General features: G+C 60.3%; 28 protein-coding genes and 1 pseudogene. 17 read left to right on the top strand and 12 right to left on the bottom strand.

Translation table 11 applies throughout. The annotated features are described in order from the left end of the window. Nucleotides 1–19: 19 nt before the first annotated feature. Nucleotides 20–481: a hypothetical protein gene (locus AC3ANX_RS12370; RefSeq protein WP_488333579.1), complete on the bottom strand. Its 462-nt coding sequence runs from the start codon at nucleotides 479–481 to the stop codon at nucleotides 20–22. 106 nt (nucleotides 482–587) lie between these two features. On the opposite strand from AC3ANX_RS12370, the gene AC3ANX_RS12365 reads away from it, so the two are divergent. Further along, nucleotides 588–926, top strand: a complete 339-nt coding sequence (locus tag AC3ANX_RS12365) for a hypothetical protein (RefSeq protein WP_488333578.1) — start codon at nucleotides 588–590, stop codon at nucleotides 924–926. A gap of 33 nt (nucleotides 927–959) precedes the next feature. Here AC3ANX_RS12365 and AC3ANX_RS12360 read toward each other — a convergent pair whose 3' ends face one another. After that, a complete protein-coding gene (locus tag AC3ANX_RS12360; RefSeq protein ID WP_488333577.1) occupies nucleotides 960–1,472 on the bottom strand; it encodes a hypothetical protein in 513 nt (170 codons plus the stop codon). A 152-nt stretch (nucleotides 1,473–1,624) separates the two neighbouring features. Here AC3ANX_RS12360 and AC3ANX_RS12355 point away from each other — a divergent pair, with 152 nt between their 5' ends. The 3 genes from AC3ANX_RS12355 to AC3ANX_RS12345 all read left to right on the top strand — a co-directional run bounded on the left by AC3ANX_RS12355 (nucleotide 1,625) and on the right by AC3ANX_RS12345 (nucleotide 2,510). Further along, nucleotides 1,625–1,792 (top strand): DUF3606 domain-containing protein, encoded by a 168-nt coding sequence (locus AC3ANX_RS12355; RefSeq protein WP_488333576.1) that lies wholly within the window; start codon nucleotides 1,625–1,627, stop codon nucleotides 1,790–1,792. 281 nt (nucleotides 1,793–2,073) lie between these two features. Continuing rightward, a complete protein-coding gene (locus AC3ANX_RS12350; protein ID WP_488336941.1) occupies nucleotides 2,074–2,247 on the top strand; it encodes a BrnT family toxin in 174 nt (57 codons plus the stop codon). Further along, entirely contained in the window at nucleotides 2,244–2,510 is a 267-nt protein-coding gene (locus AC3ANX_RS12345; protein WP_488333575.1) for a BrnA antitoxin family protein, read from the top strand. Before AC3ANX_RS12350 ends, AC3ANX_RS12345 begins: the two co-directional genes overlap by 4 nt. 250 nt (nucleotides 2,511–2,760) lie before the next feature. Here the strand turns inward: AC3ANX_RS12345 and AC3ANX_RS12340 are convergent, their stop codons facing one another. Further along, nucleotides 2,761–3,915: an IS110 family RNA-guided transposase gene (locus AC3ANX_RS12340; protein WP_488333574.1), complete on the bottom strand. Its 1,155-nt coding sequence runs from the start codon at nucleotides 3,913–3,915 to the stop codon at nucleotides 2,761–2,763. 262 nt (nucleotides 3,916–4,177) lie between these two features. On the opposite strand from AC3ANX_RS12340, the gene AC3ANX_RS12335 reads away from it, so the two are divergent. Further along, nucleotides 4,178–4,807 carry an SOS response-associated peptidase gene (locus AC3ANX_RS12335; protein ID WP_488333573.1) on the top strand — a complete coding sequence of 210 codons (630 nt, stop codon included), beginning with the start codon at nucleotides 4,178–4,180 and terminating at the stop codon, nucleotides 4,805–4,807. Nucleotides 4,808–4,849: 42 nt separating this feature from the next. On the opposite strand, the gene AC3ANX_RS12330 is transcribed toward AC3ANX_RS12335, so the two are convergent. Beyond that, nucleotides 4,850–5,311 carry a hypothetical protein gene (locus AC3ANX_RS12330; RefSeq protein ID WP_488333572.1) on the bottom strand — a complete coding sequence of 154 codons (462 nt, stop codon included), beginning with the start codon at nucleotides 5,309–5,311 and terminating at the stop codon, nucleotides 4,850–4,852. A gap of 42 nt (nucleotides 5,312–5,353) precedes the next feature. Here AC3ANX_RS12330 and AC3ANX_RS12325 point away from each other — a divergent pair, with 42 nt between their 5' ends. After that, nucleotides 5,354–5,947 (top strand): GNAT family N-acetyltransferase, encoded by a 594-nt coding sequence (locus tag AC3ANX_RS12325; RefSeq protein ID WP_488333571.1) that lies wholly within the window; start codon nucleotides 5,354–5,356, stop codon nucleotides 5,945–5,947. Here AC3ANX_RS12325 and AC3ANX_RS12320 read toward each other — a convergent pair. The 4 genes from AC3ANX_RS12320 to AC3ANX_RS12305 form a co-directional block, all read right to left on the bottom strand. After that, nucleotides 5,937–6,248: a hypothetical protein gene (locus tag AC3ANX_RS12320; RefSeq protein WP_488333570.1), complete on the bottom strand. Its 312-nt coding sequence runs from the start codon at nucleotides 6,246–6,248 to the stop codon at nucleotides 5,937–5,939. The genes AC3ANX_RS12325 and AC3ANX_RS12320 overlap by 11 nt on opposite strands. Nucleotide 6,249: 1 nt before the next feature. Then, nucleotides 6,250–6,708: a hypothetical protein gene (locus AC3ANX_RS12315; protein WP_488333569.1), complete on the bottom strand. Its 459-nt coding sequence runs from the start codon at nucleotides 6,706–6,708 to the stop codon at nucleotides 6,250–6,252. Nucleotide 6,709: 1 nt separating this feature from the next. Continuing rightward, a complete protein-coding gene (locus AC3ANX_RS12310; protein ID WP_488333568.1) occupies nucleotides 6,710–7,342 on the bottom strand; it encodes a hypothetical protein in 633 nt (210 codons plus the stop codon). 842 nt (nucleotides 7,343–8,184) lie between these two features. Continuing rightward, nucleotides 8,185–8,562 carry a DUF6894 family protein gene (locus AC3ANX_RS12305; RefSeq protein WP_488333567.1) on the bottom strand — a complete coding sequence of 126 codons (378 nt, stop codon included), beginning with the start codon at nucleotides 8,560–8,562 and terminating at the stop codon, nucleotides 8,185–8,187. Between the two features lie 1,448 nt (nucleotides 8,563–10,010). Here AC3ANX_RS12305 and AC3ANX_RS12300 point away from each other — a divergent pair. Next, the gene (locus AC3ANX_RS12300) at nucleotides 10,011–10,370 is read left to right on the top strand and encodes a hypothetical protein (RefSeq protein WP_488337025.1); all 360 of its coding nucleotides are present in this window, start codon (nucleotides 10,011–10,013) and stop codon (nucleotides 10,368–10,370) included. A 2-nt stretch (nucleotides 10,371–10,372) separates the two neighbouring features. Here AC3ANX_RS12300 and AC3ANX_RS12295 read toward each other — a convergent pair. Next, nucleotides 10,373–10,462: pseudogene (locus AC3ANX_RS12295) on the bottom strand (transposase); the annotation flags it as partial. A gap of 271 nt (nucleotides 10,463–10,733) precedes the next feature. Here AC3ANX_RS12295 and AC3ANX_RS12290 point away from each other — a divergent pair. The 9 genes from AC3ANX_RS12290 (at nucleotide 10,734) to AC3ANX_RS12250 (ending at nucleotide 14,485) form a co-directional block, all read left to right on the top strand. Continuing rightward, nucleotides 10,734–10,874: a hypothetical protein gene (locus AC3ANX_RS12290; RefSeq protein ID WP_488333566.1), complete on the top strand. Its 141-nt coding sequence runs from the start codon at nucleotides 10,734–10,736 to the stop codon at nucleotides 10,872–10,874. 89 nt (nucleotides 10,875–10,963) lie between these two features. Then, nucleotides 10,964–11,146 (top strand): hypothetical protein, encoded by a 183-nt coding sequence (locus tag AC3ANX_RS12285; protein WP_488333565.1) that lies wholly within the window; start codon nucleotides 10,964–10,966, stop codon nucleotides 11,144–11,146. 568 nt (nucleotides 11,147–11,714) lie between these two features. Then, a complete protein-coding gene (locus AC3ANX_RS12280) occupies nucleotides 11,715–12,335 on the top strand; it encodes a hypothetical protein (protein ID WP_488333564.1) in 621 nt (206 codons plus the stop codon). After that, nucleotides 12,332–12,793, top strand: a complete 462-nt coding sequence (locus AC3ANX_RS12275; RefSeq protein ID WP_488333563.1) for a hypothetical protein — start codon at nucleotides 12,332–12,334, stop codon at nucleotides 12,791–12,793. Before AC3ANX_RS12280 ends, AC3ANX_RS12275 begins: the two co-directional genes overlap by 4 nt. After that, on the top strand, nucleotides 12,790–13,176 hold the full coding sequence (locus AC3ANX_RS12270) for a hypothetical protein (protein WP_488333562.1): 387 nt from the start codon (nucleotides 12,790–12,792) through the stop codon (nucleotides 13,174–13,176). Before AC3ANX_RS12275 ends, AC3ANX_RS12270 begins: the two co-directional genes overlap by 4 nt. After that, nucleotides 13,176–13,403 (top strand): hypothetical protein, encoded by a 228-nt coding sequence (locus AC3ANX_RS12265; RefSeq protein ID WP_488333561.1) that lies wholly within the window; start codon nucleotides 13,176–13,178, stop codon nucleotides 13,401–13,403. The genes AC3ANX_RS12270 and AC3ANX_RS12265 overlap by 1 nt, the downstream gene beginning before the upstream one ends. Then, nucleotides 13,400–13,630: a hypothetical protein gene (locus AC3ANX_RS12260; RefSeq protein WP_488333560.1), complete on the top strand. Its 231-nt coding sequence runs from the start codon at nucleotides 13,400–13,402 to the stop codon at nucleotides 13,628–13,630. The genes AC3ANX_RS12265 and AC3ANX_RS12260 overlap by 4 nt, the downstream gene beginning before the upstream one ends. Further along, complete coding sequence (locus AC3ANX_RS12255; RefSeq protein ID WP_488333559.1) at nucleotides 13,630–13,905, top strand: hypothetical protein; 276 nt, start codon at nucleotides 13,630–13,632, stop codon at nucleotides 13,903–13,905. Before AC3ANX_RS12260 ends, AC3ANX_RS12255 begins: the two co-directional genes overlap by 1 nt. Beyond that, nucleotides 13,826–14,485 carry a hypothetical protein gene (locus AC3ANX_RS12250; RefSeq protein ID WP_488333558.1) on the top strand — a complete coding sequence of 220 codons (660 nt, stop codon included), beginning with the start codon at nucleotides 13,826–13,828 and terminating at the stop codon, nucleotides 14,483–14,485. Before AC3ANX_RS12255 ends, AC3ANX_RS12250 begins: the two co-directional genes overlap by 80 nt. An 8-nt stretch (nucleotides 14,486–14,493) precedes the next feature. On the opposite strand, the gene AC3ANX_RS12245 is transcribed toward AC3ANX_RS12250, so the two are convergent. Further along, a complete protein-coding gene (locus AC3ANX_RS12245) occupies nucleotides 14,494–16,920 on the bottom strand; it encodes a PAS domain S-box protein (RefSeq protein WP_488333557.1) in 2,427 nt (808 codons plus the stop codon). A gap of 125 nt (nucleotides 16,921–17,045) precedes the next feature. Beyond that, nucleotides 17,046–17,225 carry a hypothetical protein gene (locus tag AC3ANX_RS12240; protein WP_488333556.1) on the bottom strand — a complete coding sequence of 60 codons (180 nt, stop codon included), beginning with the start codon at nucleotides 17,223–17,225 and terminating at the stop codon, nucleotides 17,046–17,048. Nucleotides 17,226–17,433: 208 nt separating this feature from the next. Here AC3ANX_RS12240 and AC3ANX_RS12235 point away from each other — a divergent pair, with 208 nt between their 5' ends. Continuing rightward, nucleotides 17,434–18,417 carry a P63C domain-containing protein gene (locus AC3ANX_RS12235; protein ID WP_488333555.1) on the top strand — a complete coding sequence of 328 codons (984 nt, stop codon included), beginning with the start codon at nucleotides 17,434–17,436 and terminating at the stop codon, nucleotides 18,415–18,417. A 108-nt stretch (nucleotides 18,418–18,525) separates the two neighbouring features. Here AC3ANX_RS12235 and AC3ANX_RS12230 read toward each other — a convergent pair whose 3' ends face one another. Further along, nucleotides 18,526–18,801: a DUF6894 family protein gene (locus tag AC3ANX_RS12230; protein ID WP_488333554.1), complete on the bottom strand. Its 276-nt coding sequence runs from the start codon at nucleotides 18,799–18,801 to the stop codon at nucleotides 18,526–18,528. Nucleotides 18,802–18,857: the final 56 nt, after the last annotated feature.

Genomic DNA, 18,857 nt, shown 5'->3' with positions numbered 1-18,857 from the left:
TGGTAGCCGGACCAGAGTATCAGCAACCATCTTGCGGTCCGCTTAGCCCAAAGCGTGTAACACGGAATATCTTTGGGCTGATGCTATAGCCTGCGACATGAACCTGCCTCGCGGAGCTCACACGAAGCTCCTGCAAGATGTCCTTCACTTGATACGGTTCTAGGTTCAATTCCACATCAACGTAGGTATCAAAGATGTCCCCTCCACCTAGAATCCCACGTTCCATTTGGCGCCGGGAAAGGTCGCTGGAGATCTTTATATGCAGGCGTGGAAATGGGCGTGGCATCGGTTTGCCTTGGGTCCAAAACTCGTCCGCGGCTCCCGAGATTGAGATCTCATGCCCGCCTTCAATCTCACCGTTAACGTAGTGGCTACCGCGTAGGCCAAAGCCAAGATCGTTCCATTCGCTGATCCGGATCATCGTCAGCGAAATCTCTGGTTTCCCGATAGATCTGAAAATGGACGGCTTGTTTTTTAACATCGGAACCCTCGGAAATAGGGACGGGGAAGCTATAAGCGGTCCGCAGCAGACGCAATCGGGCTGGTCCGCCACTTAGTGTGGGGCGAAAATAGCGACAGAGGGATTGATGACCGGGCCAATCGAAGGACGCTGGCTGATCGACTTCGGCAATGACGGTCCGGCGAATGCGGCCGGAAACGAAGTCGTGCTCGGGAATAGCGTCGTCGCACTGGCGACCGACGGTAAGCCGATCGGGCGCTACGAGGTGGAACGAGGCAAGCTCACGATCACTTTGCCAATGCCGGCACTATCCGGGGAAGGCGAGTGGCAGATGCTGGCGCAGTTCGCTCTGCCCGAGGATCTCGGCGCGCAGTCCGACCTGATCGGCGTGATGCACGGTGTTGTGCCTGGCGACGAGGCTGTCGCTCAGCCATGCTTGTTGAGGCGGAGAGCGGCGCAGGCGTGATCGCGATACGGCCGCTCCGCCAACGCCGACGCACTACGCGTCGTTCGCCCCGCGCATAGTCACCTTCGCCAGCGGCAGCTTGACCAACACCGCCGCGACATCCTCGTCAGTTTCGGTGTCGAAGAACCCTGTGACACGTAGCGTATCGAGATCGTACATCGATACGTCAATCGTGGAGTATCGGCTGGAGCCGTCCTTGAACCGCTCGGCTGCCACCGCTTGGCGGATCAGGAACACAGAGTCGCACCACCAGTCCGGCTCCTCGTCCTCGTCATCTTCGTTTTCGATCAGATCGCCGGCCGGGAGCGCGGAGGTGGAACTGTACAGCAAGCCGGAAAGGTCGTCGGCAGCGCCACCGGCGTTCTTGAACAGGAGGCGATCCATGGGCGTCAGGTCAATGCGGATCTCGTCCCCGATAACGCGTGCGGTCCCGGCATCTCCCCGGTTGCTTCGCACTTCGGACCCGTCGATTTCGAGCACCTGATTGCTGCCGGCGTCGTAGGCCTCATCCTCCCTGAGCATCACCCATTTGCCGTTCAGATCCATAATGCGCTCCGTCGATTCGCGAGCTGCTTTATGGAACATATGTGGAACTTGCGCGAGCGCCGCGAGCGTCCACGTGCGCCATTCGTATTCGCACGTAAGTGACGATCGGCTGCGCCTCCACTACGGTCTCGGCCTTCGAGACACGGTCCCGCATGCCTCAACACATCCAAATCGATGATGACGCGGACCTCGCGTTCTGGTGCTCCGAGCTTAGCGTCAGCCCCGGCCAGCTCCTTGCTGCAATGCAGGCGGTCGGGGGCTCCGCGCGCTTCGTCGCTGAGTTTCTGAAGGCGGCAGAGGCAAGCGACTTAGCGGGGTAGCGCCCCGTCGCCCCCGCGCCGATCTGTTCGCCTGGAAGCCGACGGGCTACTATCGGCAAAAAAGCGGACCGACGAAAGTCGCTCAATTGCCGTCGGTCGGCTGTTCTGCCCGACTGCTGTCGGGCGGTTTTCAAGGCCGAAGCGCCGTCGGCAATTATCGTGTACGAATATTGACGACTCTGGTATTTTCGTGTACAGAAAAAGAATGTTGATCCTCTGGGACGAACCGAAGCGGCACGCGGACCTTTGACAAACACGGCCTCGACTTTGCCGGGCTCACCATTGAGTTCTTTGAAACCTCGCTGGTCGTGGCTGCGAAGGACCGCCGCTTCAAGGCGTTCGGCCGACTTGCCGATGGCTCGATCGCGGTGATGTTTGCAACGCTCGGCACAGAAGCGCTTTCCGTGATCAGTATGCGACCAGCAAGCGACAAGGAAAGGAAGCTGTTGCCATGAAGAAGCGGAACTACACCGACGCAGATCTCGCGGTCGTTTCCGATAACCCGGAATGGACCGATGCGGAGCTTGCTGTCGCCAAGCCGTTCAGCGAGGCGCTTCCGGAGCTTGCCGCTGCCATCAAACGCGGTCGGGGCCGGCCACGATCGGCCGCGCCGCTGGAGCCAGTCACGTTGCGCTTGCCTCCCGCCACCATCGAGCGGTTCAAGGCGCAAGGCGGCGATTGGCGCGCACGTATGGCCAGTGCGATCGAGCACGGTTAATGGTAGCCGCGGCGTAGGCCACCTTCGCCGCGCTTTTGCGACGCTTTCGTTTCTGCTGCGCGTTGATCCATAGGGTTGTCGCCACATCCGCAGATTACACCCGGTCGGCGCATCGGCCTTCAATTACGGCCGATCGAAAGGACGTGATGCGAACCGACAGCCGTAGCGCGGTGATGCACCGCCCGGCTTGGTGCAGAATGGGCTGCTCAAGCGGCACCTGTGCCCGGCGCGTTAGCTAGGCCAGCGCCGCTTAGATCGGCGTTTGCGGCACTCGATGGTATTTCTGCCCGCTTTTCCACATCGACAGCATTACGACGGCGATTTTGCGCGCGAGAGCTGTCGTCACGCGCTTATAATTCACCCGTGTTCGAAGGCCGTCCGCCCAAGTGCGTAACGGTCCCAGTTCGCCTTTCTGCCGCATCATCGACGCTGCGGCACCGACCAGATGGGTTCGGGTTAATGAATTCCCCATCTTGCTTATACCCCAACGAACCGAGGTTGTGCCCGACTGCTTGAGGCGCGGAACCAGACCTAGATAGGCCCCAACATCACCGTTGCGCTTAAAGCGTGCTGGATCCTCCACACTACTGTAAAACGATAACGCGGTGATAGGACCCACGCCTGGGATGGTAAGGAAGCGAGAGCAAACCGAGTGGTTTTTGGCCATGCGCGCCAAGGCGCGATCCATCGTCTCCAGGCGACGCCGGATTGCCTCGCAGATGGCCAGCACCGGGCCAAAGTCCGGCGAAAGATCGACACCCTCTACTTCGCGGATGCGCTCCATCTCAGCTAAGACGTTGCGACGTAGGCTCACCGAGGAACAGCATCGATCTAGCTTGCCTCCGTTCAGGCGGAAGGCCGACCTAATGGCACCTTCTCCTGCCATTCGAAGCTGTATCAACTTCTGCCTGAGCATAAGCCTGGAGCGAAGAAGCTGACATTCTGCGCTTTTGACCGTGATCTCCGCTACGACGCCCCTTCCTAAACGCACGAGATCCGCCAGGCCGCTGGCATCGTTTGTGTCCGTCTTATTCGCGCGAATGGAAAGGAACTTACTCGCTTGCCTGGTGTCGAAGACGTGCACTGCATAAGCTTGGCTGCGCAATTTTCGAGTCAGATGAATCCCGGTCGATCCTGCCTCAAGGCCGATTGAGATGTTCTGAGGCGGGCCAAGGGCGCTGAGAAAACCGGTAACGCCTTCTATAGTGGCAGGCAGCAGATCCTCCGCGATCGAAACGCCGTCATCGGATTTCGCACAGGCGGCGAGCTTATCTGCGCCGACATCAAACCCTACCCAAACACGTTGCTCTGTCACGATACCCCTCGTCGGAACTATTCTCGCGAGGTTGGCACCAAGACCTCGAACAAGGTCGGTCATCGCCTTAGTTAAATGGACGGCGTCCACACCTCGCGCCCCGAAGGGAGGCGCCTCATCGCCATCATACGTTAAAGTTTCGTTGCAGCACCGAAACGGAAGTGCGTCGCATGACTTGAAACAGGGTCGGGCCCTAAATGCTCTCGCGCGATCGCACCTCCGGGCCATTACAGCCGGCGGCGGCCTTATGAGGTTTAGTCCCGCGCGTCAGCATGGTTTTTGCGTCTGGCAGGTCCTCAGGTCCTCGGCTCCTCGGCCTCGACTCCTCGGCCTCAAATGTTAGCCTTGAGCCATGTGCAACCTCTACACGCTCCGGCTGTCGGCCGCGGATCTCGCCGAGCATTTCGGCACGGTCGAAGCGGCGGCATCGAACTCTGGCGAGGAAGTATACCCCGGCGCGCCCGGCATGGTAATCCGCGAGGACGCCGGCCAGCGCGTCATGCAGTCGATGACGTGGGGCTTTCCGCTGCGCTTGAAGACGATGTCACCGACCGCGAAGCCGAAACCGGTCAACAACATTGCCGATCTCGCCAAGCCGATGTGGAAGGGGTTGGTCGCCAAGCCGCAATGGCGATGCCTGATTCCGCTGACCGCTTTCGCCGAAGCCGAGGGGCCGAAAGGCGCCAAGACGCGGACGTGGTTCAGCGTGGTCGATCAGCCGGTTTTTGCCTGGGCAGGGGTGTGGCGCGATAGCGCGGAGTGGGGGCCGGTCTATTCCGGCGTGATGACCGACTGCAACGAGGCGATCCGGCCGGTTCACGATCGCATGCCGGTTCTGCTGCATGCCGGCGAATGGGGCCAGTGGCTGCACGGCAGCTATGACGACGCGCTGACGTTTCAGGCGCGGTGCTTCCCGGATCACCTGATTGCAATGGAGCGAACGAGCGAGCTTTGGGTGAAGCGGAAAGCTTCCGTTGACTGACGGAAGCTGATCTGAAGATCTTCAGGTGGCTCGTGGCTAGATTTAGCTACGACTGGCGAGCAGGGGGTAAATGATTTTTTGCTCCTGGTGTACGCGCTGGCGCATATCTGCCTGCATGATCTTCGATGCTTGGCAATAGTCTGGCCAGCGATTGGTGATCTCGCGCAACGTCCATGTTCCGATGTGCTTCGCAGAAACAGCAAGATTATTTCTGCCCTCGGCATGGAGAGCCTCAAGCGCTACTTTCTGATCTGGCGCAATATTGGGGAAGAGATCGCTACGAAGGCGCTCGAGGAGCATCGTTCTAGCGCGGCTAGCGCGCGTCAGCGATAGCCGGGTGGCCGAAAGACGATGCATCGCAGGCTCGCGTTCCGCTGTTAGAGCCGCCAGTTCGTCTAGATGGACGCTTATTTCCGAATGCAATCTTCTAAGCTCGTTCAGCACGGCACGCCTCTCATCTGCCTTGCCAATTAAGCCCACGTAGTTAATGAATCGTGGCGTCAACGCGCAACGCTTTGGTAAGCACGCCGTGGTAAAGAACCGATCGTGCTCGACATCGAAACGTTCGTCATCAGGCCGGCTACGTCGGACGACATCGAAGGGCTGCACGGTTTACTGCAGCTAGCGTACCGCGGAGATGCGGCTGCAAGCACTTGGTCTCATGAAGGGCCTCTCCAGTACGGTGAGCGCATGAGCCGCGAAGCATTAGCGAATTTGATGCATCAGCCTAGATGTCGACTGTTTGTTGCCGATAAAGATGGTGGGATCGTAGGTTCGATGCTAGTCGAATCTTTGGAGCTTGGTGAGTGCCGGATCGGATTGTTGAGTGTTGCTCCCGTTTTTCAGGGATATGGCCTTGGCAACCGACTGCTGGTGAGTGCGGAAGCAGCGGCTGTTAAAGCCTTCGGCCCTTGTCGAGTGAGCCTCGAAGTCTTGGACTTCAAGTTGAGACTAATCGCCTATTATGAGCGTCGCGGGTACATCCGAACGGGTCAACTTAGGCCTTATCCGCACGAACTCGATCGGCCGGCGCACTTCCTGTCTTTGGTTAAGCCCTGCGCTGATGCCGGTAGCAAGCCAACTGTTACCCGTCGGGTCGGGAGCTGTTCCGCTACCCCCAATCATCAAATCAAGACCTAAACCGGCTCACCGCCCGCTTCCACTCGCGCTCATCCGGCATCGGCAGGCTGGTGATCGTTGGCGCGTCTTGCCCCGCAACGACCGTAACGCCACGCCGGCCGCACCCTGAACACCGCAGGCGCTCAGGCACATCGTCGAGGTGAGCCGGCCAAAGTCGCTGCTGAAACAGCCACCACAGCGCGGCGGCATGGAACACAGCCTCGCGCCCGCATGAGCAGCGTGCCTTGATCGTCCGATGGAATGCCGCCGCCTCGAACAGCGTGGTCGGCACCTGTCCGCCATCGACGTCGTAGCGTCCCACGTCACGCGGCCGTGCGCAGCTTCGGACCGCGTGCGTCTGGCGCTGCAATAAGCCCGAGAGCCGGCAAGGTATCTTCGCGAACGACGCGGATCAGCGCCGTAGGCCAAGCCGGGAATACCGCCCGCGCCTTCGCCGACAGTAGCGTCACAGCGGGCAAATCTATCAAGTGCGTCACGTCATAGCCGCACCACAACTCTGGCGGGATGCGGCCGAGGCGGTACGTCTCCGCGACAACCAGCACAACGGCAGGATGCAACGTGCGCTGGCTGGCGATGAAGCGCGCCAGACAGACTGGGCGCTGCTTCGCCAACTTCTTGTCGTACTCGCCTGCGTCTGTGGCTTGGAGGACGCGATTGCCCTCAATCTCGCCCATGTGGATCGTCCAGCCGCCATAAGGCTGGGTGCGCTTCTTGATCGGCCAGCGGTGCGCCAGCCAGTTCACCCGCTCGATCTGATCCACGTCAGGCGTGCGCTGGCTTCGCGAACAGCGTCGGCTGCTCTGCCTGGTCAGCCAGCACCGCACGTGCCTGCTGAGCTGCGCCGACCGCCTGACGATAGTGCACCGTGCCGAACCGCTCGGCCTCCTCAAAGCCAACCGGCGCCCACTCCTCGGACGGATAGCAGGCGTCGTAAATCACGCGCGCAGCCGCACGCAGTTGCAGATCGTGCTGCATCCCAAGCTCCATTGATGTCGATTCGCCTTCGCGGCGCGGGTCAACAGCTACGCTCAAGCCGAGCCGATTCGCAAGAACATTGCAGGAACATTGATCGTGTGCGATGCCCGATATGGTGAGACGCAGGAGTCGCAGATGACCGATTATGATGATGGTGAGCAGCCAGCGCCGGCGGTGCCGTTCGGACGATGGTTGCTGACGCAACGAGATCGCGGCGACTGGGTAGACGGCATCGCCGATGCTGCTCGCGCCGATCGCACCTTCCCCAAGAACGGCGACCCCGAGGCTGTCCGTGCGCACCTCCGCAGCCAGCAGGCAGACGGTGACGCCTTCGCTGCAATCGACGACGCCGAGAGCGAGTGGATGGCGATCTGACGTGATGGCCGCCGTTACCACCGCGCCGTTCACCTGCATCGTCACGCGCGTCCACGACGGCGACGGCCCGCTCTGGTGCCGATCGGGTCAGAAGATCCGCGTGGCTGGGATCCAAGCGCCGGACTTCACCAGCGCGGAGCCGTGTCGCCGGCCGGACGGTCGCCGGGCGAACTATACCTGCGACGACCGAGCGGCGGCACGGTCGCAACAGATCGTCTCCCGCCTTGTGCTCGGCAAGCGGCTTACCTGTCTGCCGATGGGCAAGAGCTACCAGCGTGTGGTTGCCCGCTGCACCCTGCCAGACGGACGATCACTGTCGTGCGCCGCGATAGCCGCTGGTGCTGCCGTGCGGTGGGATCGGTATTGGCGGCGGTACGGCATGGGCGAGTGTCGGTAGGCGAGCCGGACGAGTGTTCACGCCCGCCCGGCTCTAACCGTCCATCAATGGGGGGATGCGACGGCTCGATGTGATATAGTGCGCTGCGGCTGGATACCTAATCATTCACAGGTCGCCGCACATGGGCTACGTCAAGCTCGAACTCTAGAAGAAACAGCGCTACGGCACGCTTGACGATCACTCCTTGGGATGCGGCGCCGGAATACTGGCAACACATCTTCCGGAACTATGCAAGGGCGCGGTTGACGTGCTGCGACCACCGCTGATTGATGATCGGCCAATCTGAGCGGGCGGCACGCCAGTTCTCAAGCCAGTGCGCCGCCCTGACCCGGCTCCGCCTCCCCAGACGTCCCCGGGCTGATGAAGATCATGCCCAAATCGGGCGCAGCGGCAATACCGGGAAAGGGGGATAGACAGCTGAGCAGACGCAAAAAGAGCGCCCGGACCGGAGCCGGTTTATACTGGCAACCCCCGAGCAGGCTCTTTCTGCTTACCTCAGTAATGCCTGGCCGGCGGGCGATTCAAAGCCTTCAAAAGACAATTGCCATAAGATCAGCCCAGAATCATCTGTCACCTCAACGGTCCAGGGACGGCTTCCCCAGAATGCTTGCGGAGCATCTTTCACTATCTGGCCGCACAGGATGACGGCTTCAGCTCGCGCGTGCTGAGGGCTCTCGCATTCGGTGCCGGTATCATCGTCCGACCGTTTATCGGTGCTTACGTGAAAATAATATCGGTCCATCAACTCACTCCCATATGCCTGGAAGGCGACATCGTGCGGCGGCAGTGGCGTGTTAATCGCCGGTGAGCGTTGTCGTTCCGCTGCCCGGTTGATGGTTGCGCGGCGCTTCCAGCGCGTCAGACGCAAAAGAGCGCCCGAGCCGAAGCCGGAGCGCTCAGGTTTGGGGAGCGGAGGGGGGCCTCCGCAGAGACGACTATACAAAGTCGCTTTGAATTAGGAAAATATCTTAGTTTATCCCGAGACTCTTCATACCTGGATGTTCCAGTCTGCGGATCGCAGTCGCCCGGGCCCGGCGACCTTCATATCGACCGCCCACTGAAAGACGCGCCGGTTCTGCGCCCAGCCGGTGCGGCCCCCAGGTCAGCAGCTTGTCGTGCACGCCGCCTCGGTTTGCGTTCCGGCGTTTATATTAATCTCACAGGTTCCGGTCTATGATACCACTGGGTGTGGGGCGCAGATCATGCAGAAGTGGTTGTGGAGGGTGTATGATCTCGGGCTGCTGGCCGCGATGGTCGGTCTGGTATTGCTCGTGTACGAGATGCTGACTTCTGGCTTGCCTTAGCGTCTGAGGTAGCTGGCGAATTGACAAGGGTCCTCAGAGAAATACGCTGCGTTGCATGTCCGAGGAAGAGAACCCCCGCATCATCATTCCCATACCACTCGCTCTGCTGGCGCAGGTGGAGGAGTATAGGCAATCGCAAGGGGTGAGATCGCGTGCGGCAGCTATCCGCGAGTTGATCGAAGGCGGCCTGCTGAACGCTTCAAAGCGGGTCTGACGCGACGGCCGCGATTTATCGGTGCGAAGCCGGTGACGATTTCAAGAATTCCTCAGAACGTGCCAAAGTGTTGCAATGCAACATCGCTGCTTGGTCCTTGCCGCGCGACGCAGTAAAGATCCATCATGGGTATTATCATGACAATGGCGAAGGTTGCTGTTTGCTTGGCGGCGCTGGGGTTCGGCTGGCGCTGGCTTGCTCAGCGCCGCGCGGCTAAGCTCCGCCGCGCGGCTCGAGCTCGGCATGATGCGGCTGCCCGAGCCAACGATGCCGGGCGGCTTCAACGCAACCGCGATCGGACGTCCGACTAACCGCGACCACGTTCTACGGATGATAGGTCAGGTTCATCCGACCACTCTGCCACTGGGTGGTGACGATCCGCTTGGGACGCTAGGCGCCCGCAAGACGAACACCCGCGTCGGCAACTGTCAGCCGCCCGCGAATGCCTCTCCTGGTACACGGGGCGGCTGACCGTTTCGCTACTCAGCGCCATTCTGGAAGCGGTCGAGCCGATTTTAGCTGAAGGTGATAACTCGCGACCACTTCGCGCCGCGCAACGGTCATCAGGCGGGACACGTCGTTGGTAGGCCGCCCAGATGATTTACGCGTTGCAAACCAATTCTTCACGTTCGTACCGCATCCGGCTTCAAGCTTAACAAGCTCAGGAGGATTGGCATGCGGCAATGTCTACGCTGCAAGGGGTTCGCGGAGCCTGAAGCTAAGATCTGTAACCAGTGCGGAGATTTCCTCTACGGCAACTACATACCGTTGCTTATCCTTATACTGCTTCTACTGCCGGTGATCGGCTTCGGCATTTTGGTAAGTCGGGATCCGGGCTTCGGCACTCATCCTCAGAGGGTCGCGCTGGCGCGACTTGGCCTCGGACCGAACGAGGATGCCATCAACGCCGCTGTCATTGCGAACGCGAGACGAAAAGGTGTCGTGAAAAGACAACGTGATCTGTTCGCCTTTGACGTTAGCGAGGCTGCATGGAAGAAGTTGTCAGTTCCGGAGCGCGACGAACTCAAAGAGGCTTTCGTGCAGAGGGTTTACGGCAGGGAGCTTCAAGGCGATGACGTCGTGAAGGTCTATGCCGGTTCAAGTAGGCGTTTGATCACCACTATCGAGGCCCCCGCAATCGCGGATATACAAAGCTGAGATCGCACCGCTTGTAATACCGATACGCCGCGTTCCCGCACGATTTTCACCGCCTCGAGCTTGAACTCGCGACTGAACTTTCGTCGTCGTATCTCCATTTTCATTTCCAAGAACACCTTGTCTCGGCGTCCACCGAGCCAGCAGCAGCTCATGCTGGCGATGCGGACATGTGGGTAGCGTTCGTTGTCGCAGCGGCGCTATTCCGGTGACGGTCGTACCGAGCATCCGCCCAGATGACCAAGAATGGGCCACCTCGGCCGTAGAACCCCCGGTTCACAGTGGTAGCTTTCCTATGAAGCGAGTCGATGGACTACAGCCGCGTCTCGCTGGCGCATGCGTTTAATGATCAGGGGGAGCACTGAAATGCATATCACAGACATGGCGTTGCCGCTGTTCGCCGTGCCAGCAGTCGGAATGTATATCTACCTGCGCCATCGTGCTGAGGAGGCTCGCAAGGCCGTGGAGTTTCGCTGGGAGCACCAGCTCACGAACAAGGCGGCGTAGTCCGCTTTCCGACAGTAAGTTTTAGCCATCGCCGCGGATACATCCCCTCGTCAGATTGTTTTGCCGCCGGTCTAACGCGAGGGTAACGGATGAATTTGAAAGGTTTGTCGTCGAGAGTTCGGGCTCTGGTCGAAAGCCTTCGCGACGTCGCGGTCGAGGAAGGTTATGACATCACCGACATCAATGAAGATGGCGACACGGTCGCGTTGACCTTCACGCGAGAGGCCGACGTTACCGCCGTTGCCGAAGATGATCAGGACGACGATTACTAAGCTGCACCAAGACTATGTATGATCCGCTACTTTACCGGCATTAGCTCTGCTTTGACCGTTAGTTGCTGTCGTAGTTCATAAGGAGCGATTACTGGCTATCGTCTGGTGGGCGGGATGAAGGCGGAATTGAGCACCTGCGTTACCCGGAGAACCAATTCCGCATTTTCGCCAAACCGCTCGTGCGCGTCCGTTTCATTCGGAGGGTAGCTGCCAATGCCCTCCAAATGCTGCCTCCAATTCTCTACACCAGTCTTGGTGCTAGTAGAAGCGAGCAGTTCATTCCAGCTCATCTGCGATGGATCATCTCGGCATGCAGCCTCCCAGATTAGCATCGCTACCTGATCAACCATGTCTGCCGTGATGCCCGCAGCAGCGAGTTGATTGCGTCTCTCCCGGAAACGGCGCTGTCTTTCAGCATTACTCAAAACCATAGCGGACATTACCGCGCAAACCGTTACGTAACAAGGGTTGACGTGCGTGCACGTGTCCGTTACGTAACGGTCCGAGCCGACCGGAAGCGCCAACTTCCAAGCCGGCTCTAACCACAACCGATCCTAAGGAGATCGCTATGGCTGCCACTTACCTACCGGGCGCGGTGCGTCCGGCCAACCCCTCGCGTCGCGCGTTCATCGGCGCCGCCGGTCTCACGATCCCTGTTGCTGCAATGGCGGCGCTGCCGATCGTCAGCAGCTCTCGCAGCGAATGGGACAGCCTCGTGGCTGAGTTCCTCCGAGCCGACGCCGCTCAGAAGGTGGCAGACAAAGAACATGACGCCGCCGAGACCGTCCATTTCGACGAGCGTCGGGCGCTAGGCGATCGTCCTAAGTCGCCGGACATCGACTACCCGCGCCCCATCAGCGAGATGACAATCGGCGAGCTGCGCGACTATTCCGCGTCACCGGAGAAGCAGGCTCAGTATGCCACCGCTCTCGCAGAGTGGCAGGCGAAGTCTGACGATCTGGAAAAGCGCTACCAGCGCGACGCCGAAGATCAGTGGCAGGAGGCGATCGACGCCCGCGAGGATGCCGCTACGGCGATCTTTGCCCATCCAGCGCCGGATCGCGCCGCGCTGCTGTTCAAGCTCGACCTCGCCGAACGCGAGTATCACGGCCTCGGCATCGATCTCGATGCGCCGATCGCGCGGCAGATCTTCGCCGATGTGCGCCGCTTCGCACGCGGGGAGGCATGACCATGGTACAGCCAGCCTCAGCAGTCTCGCTGATCGCCGCCCTGCACGCCCGCTACGAAGCGACGCAGGCCGAATATGATGTTGTCGACCGCGCGGATACGGCGCAAGCCAAGGAGCGGGACGACAACTCGGAAGCGCAACACTACCGCACGGCGCTGCTAACGTCGGAACGCGAGTCCGACGCGCTGCGCGATGCGATCCTCTATCAGGTGCCGGACACTTGGTCGGATGCTCTGATCCTCCAGTTCCACATCGTCTGCGCCTACGACATGTACTCGTGCGCCACGGAATCGAACGATCAAGACAACGAGCGGCTTCAGGTCGCAATCGACACCCTATTCGATTTCATGTGCAGCGAAGTGCGGGCTGAGGCTGACGAGATCGGCCCTGGCTTTGCATATAGCGCTTCCCGAGTGCGCCGCCTGCGTCGCCTCCGTACCGGCGTGGTGGAGGCATGATGATGGCCACCATCAACCCCGACGCCGCCATTCTCGCCGCCTGGGAACGCCGCCAGACGGCATTCGCCGCTTACAACGCTCTCCCGCTCGACAATCAGCCCGTGGTCAGCGGCTACGGTCCCGGCGAGCGCGAGATATGGGGCGAGATCGACGCAGCTGAGGAGCAGATCCGCAGCGCCACCGCTGGAACCACACGCGGTGCGATGATCCAGCTATCGTGCGCCGTCTTCCACAGCTTGACCGACCGGAAGGATGTTGAGGCATACGCGCGCGGCGACATCGCTGCCATCGAAGCGGGCGAACACGGCCCGGCGGATTGGAGCGGCCGACTTGCGCTCGCTGCCCTGCGCTCGCTCATCGCGATGGAGGCGGCAGGATGTTGATGCAGCCCGCGCCCACGCCGCGCTTCGATCCTCAACTGTGGCTCTCCGCCTTCGCGGAGATCGGCGGCGGCTACGCGCTCATGTCGGGTCGTAAGCTCGCCTTCCTCGTTGACGGCTGCGACGGAGAGCCGCTGACGAGTGTCATGGCGCAGATCGTCGGCCACCCCGATCGCCAGGAAGCCATCAAGGCGACGATCGAGCGCCGGCAGAACGGAGAAGCCGCATGAGCGCGTGGATCATCCCGTTCCCGGCGGAGCGCATCTATCGCCATCCGGACCTGATCGACGCGCTCGAAAAGCTCGAGATGTGCGACGAGTACGAGGTGTCGCCGAATGCCGCGAAGCGGGCCGTCGTCGGAACGATGCGGGCGTACTGGGAAGACGAGCTTATCCGCCTTGGCGGCGTGCCCAAGCGCCTGCTCCAGCGCGACATGCCCGATCGGGAGGACGCGTGATGGCCTCGCGCGTCACCCCGCTGCACGAACCCAAAGGCGCGGATCGGATCGCTTGGCGTCGTTCGCGGCGCAGGGCGTGGAAACGGCCGGATCAATCCGGATCGACCGCCGCTGTGTTCGCCCTGATGCCGTCGCTGTCTCGCGCCGAGTTGGCCCGGCTCACGCAGCATATGATCGACCGCATGGACGAGATCGATGGTGATCCTGATCTCGAACACCTGCGCGAAGATGACGAAGACGGCAGCGACGCCGAACAGGAGGAAGCCCACGAGTAACCCCGCGAAGCAGGTGCTGGCACCCGGCCAGTCACCTCAACATCGACCCGTCGCCCGCCACACGCGGACGGCGGGTTTCGCACGTGTGCACAGGTTCGAGGACAGCAACGCGCTATCCGCCGAGTATGGGCAGGACTTCTGGCTGCCGATCTACCGACGCGCATTCCCGACGCTCATGTCGGCCGTCGCGATCGAGCAGGACGGCTGGGCGCAGCGGGCCGGGATCGACCGGCTGCTGACGCTGGCGTGTGGGCGGACGTTCACCGTGGACGAGAAGATCCGCACCGAGGATTGGCCCGACGTGCTGCTGGAGCGGTGGTCGGACGAGGCGCGGCGCAAGCCGGGTTGGGTTCAGAAGCCGCTAGCCTGCGACTTCGTGGCCTATGCGTATGCGCCAGCGGGGACGTGCGTGCTGCTGCCGGTGCCGGCGTTGCAGCGGGCATGGCGTCAGCATGGGCGGCAGTGGGCGGGGCTGTATGGCGTTCGGCGCGCCGTGAACGCGGGCTATACGTCCGTCAGCGTGCCGGTGCCCAGGGGCGTTCTCATGCAGGCCATTGTCGAAGCCATGTTCGTGTCATGACGCCGCTTCTACCGGTCCGCACTGGCTTTTCGCCGCAACAGCACTTTTCGGAGCGCTCGTGCGAGGTTGTCGACCGAGTAGGGCTTATCCAGCAGTGCGAACCCGCATCTGCCACTCTGAGCCAGCACTTCGCTGTAGCCGCTGGTCAGAAGTACAGGCAGGTTGGGATACAGCTTCGCGATCTCGCTGCCGAGCTCAATGCCTGACATACCCGGCATCATGACGTCGGAGAAAACTACGTCGAACTGACCCGCGCGGTTGGCGAGTTCCGCAAGTGCCTTCTGCCCGTCCATTGCCCAGACAGTCTTATAGCCGAGTTCCGCCAATGCCTCTGTCGCGAACATACCGACCTCGGCATTGTCCTCGACCACCAGAATGCAGGCGCCTTCGCCCAGCGGTGCTGTGTTGTCGCCCGACTCCGCTGCTGCCCCGGTAGCTGGCGCGACCCGGGGCAGATACATGGTGAAGGTTGCTCCGCCCCCGGGGGAGTTCTCGACAAATATGTCGCCGCCGGATTGCTTGGTAAACCCGAAAACTTGGCTGAGACCAAGCCCGGTGCCTTCGCCGATGCCCTTTGTTGTGAAGAATGGTTCAAAGATCTGATCGATGCTTTCAGCCGGGATGCCGGAGCCGGTGTCCGTCAGCGAAACCGTGACGAACTCGCCTGCGGTCTCGGGATGCGATCTGATCGCCGGCATTTTTGTTACTTCTGCAACGGCGATCGTCAGATCGCCCTCGCTCTTCATTGCATCGCGCGCATTGACCGCCATGTTGACAATCGCCGTGTCAAATTGGCTCCGATCGGCATCCACGAAGCATGGCTGGGACGGCAAGCGAAGGGAGACCCTGACGCGAGATCCTGTCAGCGTTCGAACCATGTCGCTAAGCGACCGCACACTCTCTGCTGCATCGAAGACCTCAGGCTTGAGTGACTGCCGGCGCGCAAAGGCGAGCAACTGGTTGGTGAGCTTGGTTGCACGATCGGCAGTGTCGCCGATGGCGTCGATATAGCGCCGTCGCCGCTCATCGGAGAGCGCAGGCCGCCGCAGCAGGTCGACAGAACCTCGAATGACGGTCAGCAGGTTGTTGAAGTCGTGCGCCACGCCGCCGGTCAGTTGCCCGATGGTTTCGAGCTTCTGCGACTGACGCAGCGCGTCCTCCGTGCGCATCAGTTCGGCCGTGCGTTCCGAGACACGCTGTTCCAGCGTTTCGTTCAAGGCGCGAAGATCAGCCGTTGCCCGATCGCGCTCGGCCTCCACCGCGCGACGATCCTCAACGTCGATGACGACTCCTGGGAAAGTCGACGGCGTGCCGTCAGGGCCACGGTTCACCCGCCCATTTGCCTCAATCCAGTAGTAGCGGCTGTCGGCGCGAAGCACACGATATTGGTGCGCGTAGGCGCCACCCCGCGCAATTGCCTCGTTTATCGCGTCGGCAAGCGCTTTTTGATCGTCGGGGTGAACTGTGGCCACGATCTGAGCCAACGGGATGCCTGTTCGGCCCAACGCGGGATCAAGCCCGAAAGCCTCCGCGAAACCCTCGTCTACGGTAAATTGGTCGCTCGGCAGGTCCCAATGCCAAGTCCCGATGATTGCCCCCGCAGCAAGCGCGAGCTGCACACGCTCGCTGTTTTCTCGTGCGACGGCCTCACTGAGGCGTAGGCGCTCCTCTGCCTCACGTCTTGCCGTCACGTCGTTGAAGAGGATTGCGATTTGGCGGTCTGCAGGCTCGCCAACGCGCACGGCGCGAACGTCAAACCAGCGTGCGAACGCCTCGGCATAACTTTCGAAGTTTGCGGGCTCGCCTGTAAGAGCAACGTGCCCGTATGTCTCGAACCAGAATTGCTCCAGGTCAGGTGCGAATTCGGTTACCCACTTACCTTGAAGATCAATGCCCGCCTGACGCTCGAAAGCCGGGTTTGCTTCAAGGAAGCGGTAGTTGATCGGACGTTCGTCAGCGTCGAACTTCACCTCTACGATCGCAAAGGCCGCATCGATGGTTTCGATGATCGTTTGAAAGCGCTCACGTGCCCGCTCAAGCTCAGTGCCGGCGAGATGCTCTTTCGTTCGGTCACGAACGATCTTCACAAAGCCGAGATGCTCGCCGGCATCACCAATCAAGGGCATCATCTCGCCCGACGCCCAAAAGCGTGAGCCATCCTTGCGCAGGTGCCATCGCTCATCCGCAGCGCGACCGTCCCGGAGCGCCCCATCCATTTCGAACTGCATGCGGCCGATCGATCGATCTTCAGGTGTGAAGATGCGCTCGGCGCTGGAACCCTGCATCTCAGCCAGGGTCCAGCCCATCACCTCTTCGGCGCCAGGGTTCCAGTCGGTGATGATGCCAGCCGGATCGGTGACGACGATTGCAAAGTCGATAGCACTTCGAAACACCGCCCGAAGGCGCTGGTTTGCCGCTTGAAGGCTCTCTGTCATGATCTGGATACCGGCGCCCGTTATGGGTTGAGGCGACTGACGATAGCAGGCCGGGTCAAATGAGCGCCATGATTTAGGACAACCCGACGGCGTGCGCCGGAATCGCCTGCTAGAACGTGCCGATACTACTGACCGCGATCCAGCGTCTCGCTCGGGCTGCGCGCATCGCCGTCTTTTTGATGCTCGGTCGACAGGTTAGGCGCCGGCTGTGTCTCTGTGCTGGCATTTGGAGCTTTGCCCTTCTCACCGGGTTCGGTCGAGATGTTCGGGCTGGGCTGCGTCTCGTTGTGCGTGTGGTCGGTCATTACGGCTCTCCTTCCTGCCTCAACGGCTTGTCAAAAGGCTGCGTTCCACGGGGGTGGCTTGGACAATTGCGCAAATCCGCACTCGCTTCGGTCATATTTGCAAGGGATTGAGCAAGCATGCCTGGTGCTACGCCTGATGTATGCTTGCATAATTTCGCTTGTTGAAGCATGCATAGTAACGACGATAAGCAAGCATAAGGCGATTCGCATGACCGAAGAGACCCATCAGTCGAAGGGCGGCAGAGCGCGGTCAGCGAAATTGACGCCGGAAGAGCGTAGTCAAATTGCGAAGAATGCGGCTCGAACGCGCTGGGATGAGACGCTCCCGCGCGCGATTACATCCGAAGGTAGCAAGCCGATCAAGATCGGGGACATTGAGGTTCCCTGCTATGTGCTCGAGGACGGGCGCAGAGTGATCACGACGAATGGCATGCTCGACACGCTCCACATGGCACGTGGCGGTGCGATGGTTAGGGGTATGAATCGTTTCGAGCTTTTTGTGTCTCGAGACCGCATAAAGCCTTTCGTTTCCAACGAGTTGCACGAGCGAATCCGTGACCCAATTCGGTTCCGAATTGATCGCAACGTCGCGTTTGGCTTTGAGTCAGATACGCTGATTGACATAGCTGAGGCGGTGATACGGGCTGAGAACGCCGGAACGTTACAGAAGCAGCAAGCCGGTATTGCACATCAATGCCGAGTAATCACGTCAAGCCTCACGCGTATCGGTCTGATTGCTTTAATCGACGAAGCCACCGGCTACCAAGAAGTTCGCGACAAGGACGAACTTCAGCAGATACTCTCGGCCTACATCCTACCCGAACACCGGCCTTGGATGCAGACTATACCTCCAGAGTTCACTTCCGAAATTTACCGCGTGTATGGCTGGAAACGTTCAGCCGATAATCGGGGGCCGCGTTATGCAGGCAAGTTGATCCGGCAGCTAATCTATGAACGGCTGCCAAAGCCCGTGTTGCCTGCTTTGGATGATGCAAATCCGACTAACGCTAAGTATCAGCGGAAGCACAGGCATCACCAGTTTCTAACCCAAGAACAGGGGCTGGATCACTTTAGGACGCAGGTGATCACCATCATGACCTTACTGCGCGTCTCGAAGAACAAAGGGCAATTTAACCGAATGGTGCAGTCGTACTTCGGCTCGCAAATCGAGATGGATTTAGGAGACGAATAGGCGGTTTTAGCGGTTGCGTAGGGCCTTTTCACGCACCCCACTCAGGCCCATCCTCGTCCGGCTGGAAGCTGTGCGGATCGCCAATGTCCCAAGCGCTTGAGGAAACGATCAGGAAGCTGGTAACCCGTAAACCGGCTGAGCAGCCTTCATCGTGGAAGGTGCATCACATGTGCTGATGGTAATCGTGCAAAGAGTGAGGTGCCTTTCATCGGTGATCGTCATGACCCAGTCGCCTGCCTCCCAAAAAGCGGGTTCCTGCCCACAAAGAAGCTGGCCTGCGTACTGGAGGGCATGACACCGAGCCGCTGCGACAGAAGGAAGATTTTCGCCACAGCATGGAATCACCGGATAGGCGTCCGCGATCTCGAAATAAAAACGGGGCATTGGCTCTCTCATACCGCAGGAGAGAGCGCTGGCCCTCGGCCGCTACGGCGTAGCGG

Source organism: Sphingomonas sp. BRN-1R (genome assembly GCF_057748035.1).
Note: the sequence above shows the minus strand (reverse complement) of the source record. Positions and strands in the feature narration are given on the sequence as shown.